The following is a 14187-nucleotide window of genomic DNA, read 5'->3' on the forward strand; positions in this document are numbered from 1 at the left end:
GTCTGCCACAGGCGCGCTTCTACAGCCTCGGGGCGAACGGCATTCGGGTTGCGTGGCACGGCGTATGACAGACACAATAGGCTCATGACGCCCCGCTGCCCTGCCCTCACCACCTGCATCGCCCTGCTGCTGGCCCTTGTCAGCAGCCTGGCCCTGACCACCCCGCCTGCCAACGACACGCTGCGCATAGGCTCCAAACGGTTCACCGAGTCTTACATCCTGGCGCAGGTGCTGGCGCAGACGGCTGCGCCGCACACGCCTACGCCGCCGTCGGTGCTGCAGGGCCTGGGCAACACCGCCATTGTTTATGAGGCACTGCGCTCTGGCAGCATTGACATCTATCCGGAGTACGTGGGCACCATCAGCCTGGAGATTTTGAAAAGCAAAGCGCCGATGACGCTGCAGGCGATGAACACCGCGCTGGCGCCGCTAGGCCTGGGCGTGGCGCTGACGCTGGGTTTTAACGACGGTTATGCACTCGCCATGCGAGAAGACACCGCGCAGCGCCTGGGCATCACATCGCTGAGCGACCTGGGCAAACACCCTGCGCTCAAACTCGGCCTGTCAAACGAGTTCATAGGCCGGGCCGACGGCTGGAAGGGGCTGGCGCAGCAGTACGGCGCGCCGCAAACACCGGTGGCGCTGGACCACGGGCTGGCCTATGACGCGATAGCGCAAAAGCAGGTGGACGTGATCGACATCTACACCACCGACGCAAAAATTGGCCACCTGGGCCTGCGTGTGTTGGCCGACGACAAGGCGTACTTTCCGCGGTATGACGCAGTGCTTCTGTACCGGCTGGATGTGCCGCAGCGTTTTCCCAAAGCCTGGGTGGCGCTGCAAAAGCTGGAGGGCAGCATCAATGAAACCGCGATGATTGCCATGAACGCGCGGGCCGAGCTGAAAGGAGTGGCGTTTGATGTCATTGCGCGGGATCACCTCAACGCCAAGGCCGGTGGAACGGGCGCGGTGAACGACTCCGGCCAGCGCGGCTTCTGGGCCAAACTCTTGGGCCCCGACCTGGCGCGGCTGACGCGGCAGCACCTGGCGCTGACGCTGATATCGGTGGGTGGTGCGGCGCTGATCGGCATTCCGCTGGCGGTGTGGGTGTTTCCGCACCCGCGCCTGCGCGCCCTGGTGCTGGGCGCCACCGGCCTGCTGCAAACCGTGCCTTCTCTGGCGCTGCTGGCCATGCTGATCTCTTTGCTGGGCCTCATCGGTACCGTGCCGGCGCTGATTGCGCTGATGCTGTACGCGCTGCTGCCCATCATGCGCAACACCGTCACTGGGCTGGGCGAGGTATCTGGCGGTCTGCGCCTGGCTGGGCAGGCGCTGGGCATGACGGCGGCCCAGCGCATGCGCGAGGTTGAGCTGCCGCTGGCGCTGCCCACCATCATTGCCGGTGTGCGCACCGCCACATCGATAGCCATCGGCACGGCGACGATTGCCGCCTTTATTGGCGCCGGTGGTTATGGCGAGCGCATTGTGACCGGACTGGCGCTGAACGATGGCGAGCTGCTGCTGGCCGGCGCCCTGCCCGCCACCTTGCTGGCGCTGCTCAGTGAGGCGCTGTTTGAAGGGGTAGAGCATTGGCTGCGGCGGCGCCGGGGCGCTTAGGCAGCTGCGCGCCCCAGCGCGGTCCTGCTTGGGGATTACATGCCAAATGTGCCTCCAGCCCTTTGGTGGCGTGCGCAAGCAGCTACTAAATCAATAGCAGTTTTCAGTCCAGCTTGATGCCGGCGGCAGCCACCACAGAGGCCCAGCGCTTGCGTTCCTGGGTAAAGAAGGCATCCTGCTCGGCCGGTGACATGGTGGACACCTCGGCGCCCTGCCCGCTCAGGCGGGCGCGGATCTCGGGGCTGCGGATGATCTTGATCAGCTCGGTGTTCAGGCGGTTGACGATGGGCTGCGGCGTGCCGGCGGCCACCAGCACACCCTGCCAGGTGCCGGACTCAAAGCCGGTGATGCCCTGCTCTTGCAGGGTCGGCACATTGCCGATCAGCGGCATGCGTGTGGCTTTGGACACGCCCAGAATCTTCAGCTGGCCGCTCTGCACAAAAGGCAAGGTGGCCAGCATGCCGTTCATCAGCACCTGGGTCTGGCCGGCAACGGTGTCGTTGATCGCCTGCGAGCCCCCTTTGTAGGGGATGTATTGCCACTTGGCCTTGCTGGCCCGCTCGACGGCCACACCGGCCAGGTGCGGCGCACTGCCCATGGCGGTCACGGCGAAGTTGAGCGGCTTGGTTTGCGACAGCGCCACCAACTCTTTGAGGTTGTTGGCGGGCACCGAGGGGTGCACCACCAGCAGGTGCGGCGAATACGCCAGCATGGTGACGCCGCGCAAGTCTTTGCTCGGGTCAAACTGCAGCTTGGTGTAAACCGATGGGCTGATGGCCAGCGCGCCGGTGTCGCACAGCAGCAGGGTGTAGCCGTCGGGCGCCGACTTGGCCACCAGGTCAGCGCCCAGGTTGCCATTGGCGCCGGCCCGGTTCTCCACAATCACCGGCTGCTTCAGCGCTTCGGACAGCGCCTGGCTGATGGAGCGGCCAATGATGTCGGATGAGCCGCCCGGTGGGTAAGGCACGATCAGGCGTATGGGTTTGGACGGCCAGGCGGCGGTTTGCGCCTGAACGCCTGATGCAGCGGCCAGGCCCAGGGCCATGGATGTAGCGAGAACCTTGCGGCGGTTGATGGTCATGATGGTTTGCTGAGTTTGTTTTGAAAATGACTGCATTTATGCTTTGGCGACCTCGTGACCAGCCATCAGCTCCAGTGCACGCACCAGGGCCGAGTGGTCCAGGTCCTGCATGCCGTTGGCACTGCAGACCTGCATCAGTTGCGCGGCGCTGGCGGTTTGCGGCAGGGCCACGCCCAGGCTGCGCGCACCTGCAAGCGCCAGACCCAGGTCTTTCTGGTGCAGGCCAATGCGAAAGCCGGGGTTGAAGGTGCGCTTGATCATGCGTTCACCATGCACCTCCAGAATGCGCGAGGCGGCAAAACCGCCCATCAGCGCCTGGCGCACCTTGGCCGGGTCGGCGCCGGCCTTGCTGGCAAACAGAAGGGCTTCACCCACGGCCGCGATGTTCAGCGCGACGATGATCTGGTTGGCTACCTTGCAGGTCTGTCCGTCGCCGTTGCCGCCGACCAGCGTGATGTTTTTGCCCATCAGCTCGAACAGCGGCTTGACGCGCTCGAAGGCCGCGTCAGGGCCGCCGATCATGATGGTCAGGCTGGCGGCCTTGGCACCGACTTCACCGCCGGAGACGGGGGCGTCGAGGTAGTCGCAGCCGAGGGCGTTGATCTTCTTCGCAAATTCTTTGGTGTCCATCGGCGAGATGGAGCTCATGTCGACGACGGTTTTGCCTTTGGACAGACCGGCAGCCACGCCCTTGTCGTCAAACAGCACCTTGGCCACGTCGGGCGTGTCGGGCAGCATCATGAAAATGATGTCGGCCTTTTCGGCCACCTCTTGCGCCGAAGCACAGGCCACGGCCTTGCCGGTCAGCAGGTCGGCAGGCACCTTGCTGCGAGTGGTGAGGAACACCTCGTGACCGGCCTTGATGAGGTGAGTGGCCATGGGCGCGCCCATGATGCCCAGACCGATAAAACCCAGCTTGCTCATGTCTTGTCTTTCGTGTTGCTAAAAATCAGTTGCAGTAGCGGTCGTGCAGTGCCTGTGTGGCTGCCCGAAAAACGCCCAGGTCACTACCGACACCGACAAAGGTGGCGCCCATGTCCATGTAGCGACGCGCGTCGGCCTCTGCCGGCGCGAGAATGCCGATCGGCTTGCCATGCGCCTTGGCGGCGGCAAAGATCTTCACCATCGCGGCCTGCACTTCCGGGTGGCCGGCATTGCCGAGATGGCCCAGGCCGGCGGCCAGATCGGACGGGCCGACAAACATGCAATCGACACCGTCGGTGGCGGCGATCTCTTCAGCTGCTGCAGTGCCAGCAATGCTTTCGATCTGGACCATCACGCAGATGTGGTCGTTGATGCACTTGAAGTAATCGGGCACCGTGCCATAACGGTTGCTGCGCTGCGACACCGACACGCCGCGTATGCCCATGGGCGGGTAACGCGTGGCGGCCACGGCGCGTTTGGCTTCAGCCGCGCTTTCTACAAAGGGCACCAGAAAGTTATAAAAACCGGCGTCCAGCAGGCGCTTGATCTCGACCTCGTTGTTCGACGATGGCCGCACCACAGGCGCGCTGGCGCTGTCTTTCAGCGCCATCAGCTGCGGGATGAAGGTGCTGACATCGTTGGGTGAATGTTCACCGTCGAGCAATATCCAGTCAAAACCGGCAACGCCCAGCACCTCGGTGGTGATGGCGTTGGACAGCGAGGACCAGCAGCCAATCAGCTTTTTGCCGGCCAGCAAGTCGCGCTTGAAACTGTTGGGAAAGGGTTGATACGGTATGGCTTGGGTCATGGGTGGCCTTGTGTAGCGTCAGGTAATCGGGGCGGGGTTGAACAGCACCAGCGCGTTGTGCAGCTTCCAGTGTTCAGCCCAGGTTTTTTTGCGGCCGCTGGCCACTTCAAGCAGCAGGTGAAACAGCTCCCAGCCGACGTCGGCAATGCTGGCCTGGCCGTCGGCAATGCGGCCGGCGTTGATGTCCATCAGGTCGTGCCAGCGCGTGGCCAGGTCGGTGCGCGTGGCAACCTTGATCACCGGCACCGCAGCCAGGCCATAAGGCGTGCCGCGGCCGGTAGTGAAGACATGCAGATTCATGCCGGCGGCCAGTTGCAATGTGCCGCAGATAAAGTCACTGGCCGGTGTGGCGGCGTACACCAGGCCGCTGCTCAGGCCTTTGTGTGTGAGCTTTTCGCCGGGGGACAACACACCGGTGATGGGTACGCTTCCCGACTTGACGATGGAGCCCATGGCTTTTTCGACGATGTTGGACAAACCGCCCTGCTTGTTGCCGGGCGTGGTGTTGGCGCTGCGGTCCACCTGACCTTTTTTCAGGTAGGCGTCGTACCAGGCCATCTCGCGGATCATGGCCTCGGCCACCTCGGGCGTGCTGGCGCGGCATGTCAACTGGTCGATGCCGTCACGCACCTCGGTGGTTTCAGAGAACATGACCGTGGCGCCAGCGCGTACCAGCAAGTCGGTGGCAAAACCAACTGCCGGATTGGCAGTGACACCGGAAAACGCGTCGCTGCCGCCGCACTGCACACCCACCACCAACGCGCTGGCCGGCACCGGCTCGCGGCGCCGCGCATTGAGCCGCTCCAGGTGCGGCACGGCCGCTTGCAGAATGGAGTCAATCATGGACATGAAGCCCACATGTTTGTCGGCCTGCAGGCAAACTACATCGAGTGCGGCCTCAGTTTGCTGGCGCTCATCAACAATCGCAAAGCTGCCCGGCGGCAGAAAGCGCTCGGGTTGCAGCTTCTCGCAGCCCAGGCTGACCACCATGACCTCACCGCCGAAGTTGGGGCTCAGTGTGATGTTGCGCAGGGTGCGGATGGGAATGATGGCATCGGGCGCGTCAATCGCGACGCCGCAGCCATAGCTGTGCTCCAAACCCACCACGTCATCAACATGGGGGTATCTGGGCAGCAACTCGTCCTTGATGCGCTTGACTGCAAAGTCCACCACACCGGCCACACACTGCACGGTGGTGGTGATGGCCAGAATGTTGCGCGTACCCACCGTACCGTCGGCATTGCGGTAACCGTCGAAGGTGTAACCCTCCAGCGGCGCGGGGGCGGGCGGCTGCACGGTGGCCATGGGCAAGCCGACCAGGCCGCGTGCGGCGGGCATATCGAGCAGGCGCTCATGCACCCAGCTGCCGGCGGGAATGTCTTTCAGCGCGTAGCCAATCGGCACGTTGTAACGCAACACCGCGCTGCCCTGGGGCAAATCGATCAGCGCCACTTTGTGCCCTTGTGGCACGCGGTCAACCAGCGTCAAGCCATTGGCAAACACCGCACCGGCCGGCAGGCCGCCGTTGTTGGCGACGATGGCGACGTTGTCCGCATCGTGCATGCGGATGAAGAGCGGGGTGACCCTGGCAGCTTCCATCAGAAGTTTTTCAGAAGTCAACAATTTCTACCCAGTTCGGGTTTTTGCCGGCCGGCTGGCTGATCGCAGTCCCCGGCACACCCGTGGCCGCATCAATCGAGTGCAGCGACACGGCGTGTGAGCCCTGGCCAGCGGACACCAGAAATTTGCCGCTGGAGTCCACAGCAAAACTGCGCGGCGTTTTTTCGGTAAGTGTTGTGCCGGCGGTTTGCAGCAGGCCGGTGGCCGGATCCACCTTGAAGGTGGTCAGCGTGCTGGACGTGCGCTCTGAACCGTACAGGTAGCGCCCGTCGGCCGACAACTGCAGGTCTGCCGCCCAGGGCTTGCCCGTAAAGCCGGCGGGCATGACAGAGCTGCGCTGCAGATGGCGCATCGCGCCCTTGGTGCCGTCATAGGCAAACACATCCACGCCGCCGTCGAGTTCATTGAGCAGATAGACGTGTGTCTGGGCCTTGTTCCACAGGAAGTGGCGCGGACCGGTTTTGGCGGGCGCGACATTGACCAGTGGCGGGTCGTTAGCCGTGAGCTGGCCGGTTTTGGCGTCAAAGCGCCAGCTCGACAGGTTGTCACCGCCCAGGCTGGTGGCAAACACATAACGGCCAGCAGGATCCGGGTGGATCGCATGGGCATTCGGCGCTGTGGGAATAAGCTGCTGCACGGCGCCCACCAGACCGTCGGCGCCTATGCTATTGACCGTGATCTTGTTGCCGCCGTAAGAGGCAGCAAGCAGCCAGCGGCCCGAGGCGTCGATGTCAATGCTGGCCATGCTGTCGGCGAGCGCGGATTCGCCCAGTTTCTTCAAGCCGCCTGTTGCACCGTCGATGGCAAATGTGAGTACGCGAAAAGGTTGTGAGCGGCTGGCCACGTACAGGAATTTTTTGTCACGACTCACCACCATGGGCATGGCCACGCCGCCCACCGGCACCGTGGCCACGGGTTTCAGTGCGCCTGCCGCGCGGTCCAGGTGAAACACCGAGATGTCCTGGCTGTCTGCGTTGGAAACGTAGACCCAGGTGGCCGGGGCGGCGGCGCCGGGCGCAGCCATCATGGTTGCGCCTCCCAACAGGGAAACATACTTTCGCAACAGGTTGATGCGGGGCATGGAACGCTACTTGCGCTGATTGAAGACGGGTTCATGACGTTGACGGGCGTTGAAAGGGTGAAAAGAGTCGGCCGGGGACTCAGACGCCGACCAGACGAGGCAACCACAGCGACAGTGCTGGCACATACGTCACGATGCCCAACACCACGATCAGCAGCGCAAAGAAAGGCATCAGTGCCCGCACGACTTTTTCGATTGGCAGGCCGGCGACGGCACTGCCGACAAACAGCACAGTACCTACAGGCGGCGTGAGCAGGCCGATGCCGAGGTTGACAATCATGATCATGCCGAAGTGCACCGGATCCACACCCACGGCGGTGACCACAGGCAGAAGGATGGGCGTGAGGATCAGGATCAGCGCGGCCATGTCCATCAGCGTGCCCAGCACCAGCAACATGAAGTTGATGGCCAGCAGGATCATGTAGCGGTTGTCTGTCATTGAGGTCAGCAGCGTCGTGACCTTCAGCGGGATCTGCATCAAGGTCATGATGTAACCGAAAGCCGCTGCAAAACCGATCAGGATCATCACGATCGCCACGGTTTTCACCGTGCGGTGCATCAGCTTAGGCAGGTCTTTCCACTTGTAGTCACGGTAGATGAACATCGTGACAAAAAATGCCCAGAGCACGGCAATCGAGGCCGACTCGGTGGCGGTGAACACGCCCGACAAAATACCGCCAAGAATGATGACCATGGTCATCAGGCCCCAGAGCGCATCGGCGCAGATACGCAAGGCCTGCCTCAAAGGGATCACTTCGCCTTTGGGGAAGTTGCGCTTGCGCGCCACCACCAGGCAGTAGGTTGCCAGGGTCAGGCCCAGCAACAGCCCGGGCAGCACGCCGGCCATGAACAGCGCTGCAACCGAGATCGAACCACCGGCTGCCATGGAGTAAATCACCGCGTTGTGGCTGGGCGGGATCAAAGTGGCCTGGATGGAACCGCTGACTGTGAGTGCAGTTGAAAAATCACGCGGATAGCCCTTTTTCACCATCTCGGGAATCATCACCGAGCCGATGGAGGCCGTGTCGGCCACCGAGGAGCCCGAGATGGCGCCGAAGAAGGTGGACGCCAGAATATTGACGAGTGACAGGCCGCCACGCACAAACCCCACCAGCACGCTGGCAAAAGCCACCAGCCGGCGCGACATGCCGCCCTCGGCCATGATGGCGCCGGCCAGCACGAAGAAGGGAATCGCCAGCAGCGAGAACTTGTTGACCCCGCTGGCAATCTGGATCATCACGGCGTCTAGCGGCAACTCGATCCACACTGCGCCCAACAGGGCCGCCAGCCCCAGTGAATACGCCACCGGCATGCCGACCAGAATCAGCACCACAAAACTACCGAGCAATACAAATGATTCCATGATCATATTTCCGGAGTGGCTTCAACCACGGTGGCGTCATAACGCACGATGGCGCGGGCGTACTGGGGACCGAGAAACATGTTCTCCAGCACAAAGACAAGGGTGAAAAGCCCGCCCAGCGGCAAGGGCAGATAGGTCAGGCCTACCGATATCTCGGGAATGGCGGCCAGCGACTGATTCATGGTTTCCATCGACAGCTTGAAGCCCCAGATAATCATGAACAGGCAGACGGCGAGCATCAGCGCATCGACCAGCACACGCAGCACTTTCTGCACCGGGGGCGAGAGCCGGTCAGTCATCATGCCGACAGCAATGTGTGATCCGGCGCGGTAACCCGCCGCAGCGCCGATAAAGGTGAAGACCACCATCAGCAAGATCGCAATCGGCTCGGGCCACTGTGCGCCGTAACCGAGCACATAGCGGGCAAAAACGCCGACCGGGATGATGAGGCTCATGGCAACGATGGCGAGCCCGGCAACCCAGATGCAGGCCAGGTAGAGCACGTCGATGGCGCGTTGTGTTTTTTCGATCATGTTGGAATCCACTTCCGCAGACCTGTCGCACAGACAGGCCTGCGGGTTGATTGGGGATACCGCCGAAACGGTACCGGAACGAGACGCGGGGAATGGCTTTCGCCCCCCCCCGCCGCGCACCGTCTTACTTGACTTCCGAGATACGCTTCATCAGGTCGGCATAGGGCGCGCCGTATTTGGCGCGCACTGGTGCGGTGGCGTCAAAAAACAGCTTCTGGTCCACCTCCGTAAATTGCACGCCGGCAGCTTTCAGCTTGGCCGTGTAGTCGGCCACACTCTTGTCCCACAGGGCGCGCTGCTCGAACTGGGCTTCGCGTCCGAACTTCTTGACCAGGACCTGTTCGTCCTTGGACAGTTTGTCCCAGGTCACTTTCGACATCACCAGCATTTCAGGAATGATCAGGTGGTTGGTCTGGGCGTAAAACTTGGTGCCGGTGGTGTAGTGGTTGGACGTGAACAGGCTGGGCGGGTTGTTTTCCGCGCCGTCGATCACACCGGTCTGCAGCGCGCTGAACACTTCGCCGTAGCCCATGGAAATACCGTTGCCGCCCATGGCATTCATGGTGTCGACAAACAGCGGGTTGCCCATCATGCGAACCTTGACACCTTTGAGGTCGGCAGGGGTTTTGATCGGTTTTTTGGTGTAGAGGTGGCGCGAGCCGCCGTCCATCCAGGCCAGGGCCACCATGCGGGTTGGGCCGTTGCTGACCTTGTCGAGAATTTCCTGGCCGATGGGGCCATCCACGACCGCACGCATGTGCGCCTCGTTGCGGAAGACAAAAGGCATGTTGAACACGTTCACGTCAGGCACCACAGCGCCAACCGGTCCCAGCGAGGTGCGCAGGATGTTGATGGCGCCGATCTGGGTCTGCTCGATCATGGTTTTTTCGTCGCCCAGCACGCTGCCGGGGTACATCTGCATCTTGAACTTGCCATTGGTGGCGGCTTCAAGCTTTTTACCCATGTTTTCAGTGGCTACGACGGTGGGGTAGCCTATCGGGTGTACATCTGCAGCCTTGAGCACGGTTTGCGCATGCACGGCAAATGGTGCGGCTAGCGTGAACGATGCCAGCGCGGCTGCGGCAATGAGTTGGCGGCGGAAAGTCATGGTTTGTCTCCTTGGTGGACGGTTTTAAAAGCTACTGACAGAAACTGGAAAAAAAATGAGCGCGCAAGCCCATCACCTCAATCGGCAAAAGGGCCCGCCTTGACGAAGCCGCCACCCTGGAATTGCACGGCAGGGTCGCTGAGATCAGGCACCGGCGTACGCGCGTACACCGCGTCGCGGAAGATGTCAGAGCTGTCCTGGGCCACATAGCCAATGTGGCGCGCGCGGCTGTTGTCCCACCAGGTGACGGCGTTGTCGGACATGCCGAACACGATGCTGTGGCCGAGGACTGGTGTGCTCAGGCAGGCGGTGATCAGGCGGTGCAGGTCGTCAAAGCTGAGCCAGGTGGCCAGCATGCGGCGGTCTTTCGGTTCTGGAAACGACGAACCTATCCGCACGCAGGCAGTTTCGATGCCATAGCGGTCAAAATAAAAGCGCGACAGGTCCTCGCCAAAAGCCTTGCTGACACCATACAGGCCGTCGGGCCGGGGAGGTGCATCGGCGTTGATGGTTTCGCCCTGGCGGTAAAAGCCGGTCACGTGGTTGGAGCTGGCAAACACCACGCGTTTGACGCTGTGCTTGCGCGCGGCCTCATACAGGTTGTACACGCCGAGGATGTTGGCCTGCAGAATCGGGCCAAACGGACCCTCCACCGAAACCCCGCCCAAGTGGACGATGGCGTCAACGCCCTGCACCATGGCATCGACCGCGGCGGCATCGGCCAGGTCGGCAAGCACGATCTCTTCGTTGTCGCCGGCATCACTCAGTGGGGCGCGATCCGACAGGCGCAGCGTGCTGCAATTGGCCTTGAGCCGATCGCGCAGCTCCTGACCCAGGCCGCCAGCAGCGCCGGTCAGCAGCAATTTTTGGTGAACCTTGATTGCCATCTCTCTCTTTTCGGGAAACCTGTTGGTGCAAACGCTGGACATTTCCCTCGGGTTTGCTACAGTTGCTTGAATCGATCAACACATCAGTCATACGTTGTCTGATGACACTGAATTCTAATGACGCACTTTTCCCTGTCAAGAGCTTTCTGCGGTCATCAAGGCGAACTCCTACTACGAGCCAACCCGATGGAATCGAATTTGCTGCCAGCCCTTTCCGACGGAGCCCCGCGCATGCGCCGGCCGCGCGGCCTGGTCACCGAGATCGTGGAAAGCTTGGTCGCCAGCATCCGCGAAGGACAGCTCAAGCCCGGCGACAAACTGCCTACCGAGGCCGAAATCATGGCGCGTTTCGACGTGAGCCGGACTGTAGTGCGGGAGTCGATCTCCAAGCTCCAGGCATCCGGCCTGGTCGAAACACGGCACGGCATCGGCACGTTTGTGATCGAGCACCGGGACGCGGGCAACTTCAAGATTGCCGCAGCCGACTTCGCTACCGTCAACGACGTGATCTCGGTGCTGGAACTCCGCATGAGCCTGGAAACAGAGGCCGCTGGCCTCGCCGCCCAGAGGAGAAGCACTGAAAACCTGGAGGCCATGGCCACCGCGCTGCGGGCCTTCCAGGACTCCATCCATGCCGATTCCGACGCCGTTCCGCCCGACTTTCAGTTTCATATGGAGGTGGCGCGGGCGACCGGCAATCGCCATTTTGAAGACCTGATGACCTACCTGGGCACCATGATCATCCCGAGGACGCGGGTGAACACGCCGCAAAGCGCGCCCGAAGGCCGGCTGGTTTACCTGCAGCGCGTCAACAGCGAGCACGAAAACATCTACAACGCCATCCGCAACCAGGACTCCGAGGCCGCCCGTGCAGCGATGCGCACCCATCTGTCCAACAGTCGTGAGCGCCTGCGCAAAGGCCAGGGGCTGGGCGCTTCACCCGGCGGTTGAGGCCCGTGTAATTTTTTGGCGGGGAGGGAATTCCCTGACAGCACCAAGAGCGCTCAGTTGTACGATGACTGATCTTTTTCCGACCTTTCCCGATACCCCGAACGCTGGCTGTCCTCCAGGAGCACGGCCTTGCCTTTCCACAAAACAGGAGACAGCATGAAACGCCGCTCATTGATTCACTCCGCCGCCGCGCTCGCCCTGCCGCTTGCGCTGGGCACCACCGCCCTGCCCGCCTGGGCCCAGGACAAATACCCGTCGAAAAACATCACCTACCTGGTGCCATTCCCGGCTGGCGGCACCACCGACATCCTGGCGCGCCTGATCTCGCAAAAACTCGGCGCCGCGCTGGGAAGCACCATCGTCATTGAAAACAAGGGTGGCGCTGGCGGCAGCATAGGCTCCGAGCAGGGCTCACGCGCTGCCGCCGACGGTTACACCCTGGTGGGCGGCACCGTCAGCTCACACGCCATCAATGTCAGCCTCTACCCCAAACTCGGTTATGACCCGGTCAAGTCCTTCACCCCCATTGTCCTGATCGGCTCCAACCCGGTGATGCTGGTCGTCGGCGAAAAGAGCCCGTACAAGACACTGCAGGACGTGCTGGTTGCAGCCAAGGCAAAGCCCAAAACCATTTCATCGGCCTCGGCAGGCAGCGGTACCTCGCAACACATGGCACTGGAGATGCTCGGCTTCAAGTCGGGCACGCAGTTCATCCACGTACCTTACAAGGGCAGCGGCCCGGCCATTTCCGACGTGATCAGCGGCCAGGTCGACATGATGTTCGACACCTCCGTGGTCGCAGCACAGCACATCAACAGCGGCAAGCTGCGCGCGCTGGCCGTGAGTTCTTCCAAACGCCTCGACGCTTTCCCCAATGTACCGACCGTGGCAGAGTCCGGCGTACCCGGCTTTGAAGTGACGTCCTGGCAGGGTCTGTTTGTTCCCGCTGGCACGCCAAAACCTATCGTGGACAAGCTGCACGAAGAAGTCATGAAGATCCTGCAAACTGCAGAGTTCCAGGAGCGCCTCAAGGGCCTGGGCATGCAGGGCTCGACCATGACGCCGGCGCAGGTCAGCGAGTTCCAGAAAAACGAAGTTGAAAAATGGGCACAGGTCATCAAGGCCGCCGGGATCAAGCTTGAATAACACAGCTCCCGGGGTCATGCGAGTTGCGGTTGTGGGCGCCGGCCAGGCTTCAGCTCCCCACTTGCAGAGCATTGCAGATCTGCACGAAGAAGTAGTGCTGGCCTGCGTGGTGGCGCGCAGCGCCGGCAGGCTCGCGGCTTTGAAACTTCCAGCAGGCACCGTCCCCAGCACCCGGCTCGAAGACATCCTTGAAGACGCGACCATCGCTGCCGTGCTGGTGCTGACGCCGCCCAATACCCACCTGGAGATCGTGGAGCAGTTGGCGCGGGCCGGCAAACATGTGCTCGTCGAAAAGCCGCTGGATGTAAGCCTGGAGAGGGCCCAACAAATGGTGGACATCTGCGAGCAACGCGGTGTGAAGCTGGCGGTGATGCTGCAGCATCGCATGCGCGATGCCTCGCTGGCGCTGGCTCGACTGATCAAGGAAGGCCCTCTGGGTGACCTGCTCAGCGCATCGGCCAGCATCCGCTGGTGGCGGCCGCAAAGTTATTACGACGAGCCGGGCCGCGGCACCATGGCGCGCGACGGCGGCGGCGTGCTGATGACACAGGCCATCCACACCCTGGACCTGATGCTGAGCCTGACTGGCATGCCAGACAAAGTGATGGCGATGGCCAGCACCAGTGCGGTACACCGCATGGAGTGTGAAGACACGGTGGCGGCCGCGCTGCACTACCCGAATGGCGCCATCGGCAGCATTGAAGCGACCACCACTGCGTGGCCGGGCTTTCCCGAGCGCATCGCGCTGAACTTCACGGGCGGCAGCGCCACCCTGGAAGCTGGCGAACTACTTGCCGAACTGAGCGGCGGGCGCAAGATGCAGGCCGGGGTGCGCCAGGCCACAGGCTCGGGCGCCAACATCATGGCCTTCGACCACACGTTTCATCGCGCCGTGCTGCAAGACTTTGTCACCGCCATCCGCCAAGACACGGAGCCGGCCGTCAGCGGGCGTTCTGCCCTGCAGGTGCAGCAGCTGATCGCCGCCATCATGGCATCGTCGAACAGCGGCGCTGCGGTTTCGCTGCCGCCCTGACAGGCAAGCGCCGGACCTGCCGCGCGCATTTACGC

13 protein-coding genes are annotated in these 14187 nt (G+C 62.3%); 4 read left to right on the forward strand and 9 right to left on the reverse strand.

Annotated features, from left to right (window positions below):
- Positions 1-84: 84 nt before the first annotated feature.
- Positions 85-1617: a glycine betaine ABC transporter substrate-binding protein gene (locus tag H0W47_RS12135; protein ID WP_296924658.1), complete on the forward strand. Its 1533-nt coding sequence runs from the start codon at positions 85-87 to the stop codon at positions 1615-1617.
- A gap of 103 nt (positions 1618-1720) precedes the next feature.
- On the opposite strand, the gene H0W47_RS12140 is transcribed toward H0W47_RS12135, so the two are convergent.
- The 9 genes from H0W47_RS12140 to H0W47_RS12180 form a co-directional block, all read right to left on the reverse strand.
- The gene (locus H0W47_RS12140; RefSeq protein ID WP_296924660.1) at positions 1721-2698 is read right to left on the reverse strand and encodes a tripartite tricarboxylate transporter substrate binding protein; all 978 of its coding nucleotides are present in this window, start codon (positions 2696-2698) and stop codon (positions 1721-1723) included.
- A 36-nt stretch (positions 2699-2734) separates the two neighbouring features.
- Positions 2735-3622, reverse strand: a complete 888-nt coding sequence (gene glxR / locus H0W47_RS12145) for a 2-hydroxy-3-oxopropionate reductase (RefSeq protein ID WP_296924662.1) — start codon at positions 3620-3622, stop codon at positions 2735-2737.
- 25 nt (positions 3623-3647) lie between these two features.
- Complete coding sequence (garL, locus tag H0W47_RS12150) at positions 3648-4430, reverse strand: 2-dehydro-3-deoxyglucarate aldolase (RefSeq protein ID WP_296924664.1); 783 nt, start codon at positions 4428-4430, stop codon at positions 3648-3650.
- Positions 4431-4448: 18 nt separating this feature from the next.
- Positions 4449-6029: a galactarate dehydratase gene (gene garD, locus H0W47_RS12155; protein ID WP_296924666.1), complete on the reverse strand. Its 1581-nt coding sequence runs from the start codon at positions 6027-6029 to the stop codon at positions 4449-4451.
- A 10-nt stretch (positions 6030-6039) separates the two neighbouring features.
- On the reverse strand, positions 6040-7077 hold the full coding sequence (locus H0W47_RS12160) for a lactonase family protein (protein WP_296924668.1): 1038 nt from the start codon (positions 7075-7077) through the stop codon (positions 6040-6042).
- A 133-nt stretch (positions 7078-7210) separates the two neighbouring features.
- Complete coding sequence (locus H0W47_RS12165) at positions 7211-8494, reverse strand: TRAP transporter large permease (RefSeq protein ID WP_296924670.1); 1284 nt, start codon at positions 8492-8494, stop codon at positions 7211-7213.
- A gap of 2 nt (positions 8495-8496) precedes the next feature.
- On the reverse strand, positions 8497-9027 hold the full coding sequence (locus H0W47_RS12170; RefSeq protein ID WP_296924672.1) for a TRAP transporter small permease: 531 nt from the start codon (positions 9025-9027) through the stop codon (positions 8497-8499).
- Positions 9028-9151: 124 nt separating this feature from the next.
- Entirely contained in the window at positions 9152-10135 is a 984-nt protein-coding gene (locus tag H0W47_RS12175; protein ID WP_296924675.1) for a TRAP transporter substrate-binding protein, read from the reverse strand.
- Between the two features lie 77 nt (positions 10136-10212).
- Positions 10213-11022 (reverse strand): NAD(P)-dependent oxidoreductase, encoded by an 810-nt coding sequence (locus H0W47_RS12180; protein ID WP_296924677.1) that lies wholly within the window; start codon positions 11020-11022, stop codon positions 10213-10215.
- A gap of 231 nt (positions 11023-11253) precedes the next feature.
- Here H0W47_RS12180 and H0W47_RS12185 point away from each other — a divergent pair, with 231 nt between their 5' ends.
- The 3 genes from H0W47_RS12185 to H0W47_RS12195 all read left to right on the forward strand — a co-directional run bounded on the left by H0W47_RS12185 (position 11254) and on the right by H0W47_RS12195 (position 14152).
- Positions 11254-11973 (forward strand): FadR/GntR family transcriptional regulator, encoded by a 720-nt coding sequence (locus H0W47_RS12185; RefSeq protein WP_296924679.1) that lies wholly within the window; start codon positions 11254-11256, stop codon positions 11971-11973.
- 156 nt (positions 11974-12129) lie between these two features.
- Positions 12130-13119: a tripartite tricarboxylate transporter substrate binding protein gene (locus H0W47_RS12190; RefSeq protein ID WP_296924681.1), complete on the forward strand. Its 990-nt coding sequence runs from the start codon at positions 12130-12132 to the stop codon at positions 13117-13119.
- Between the two features lie 16 nt (positions 13120-13135).
- On the forward strand, positions 13136-14152 hold the full coding sequence (locus H0W47_RS12195; protein ID WP_296924683.1) for a Gfo/Idh/MocA family oxidoreductase: 1017 nt from the start codon (positions 13136-13138) through the stop codon (positions 14150-14152).
- Positions 14153-14187: the final 35 nt, after the last annotated feature.

It is taken from the genome of Polaromonas sp. (assembly GCF_013817205.1).
In the GTDB taxonomy this organism is placed as follows: domain Bacteria; phylum Pseudomonadota; class Gammaproteobacteria; order Burkholderiales; family Burkholderiaceae_C; genus Polaromonas.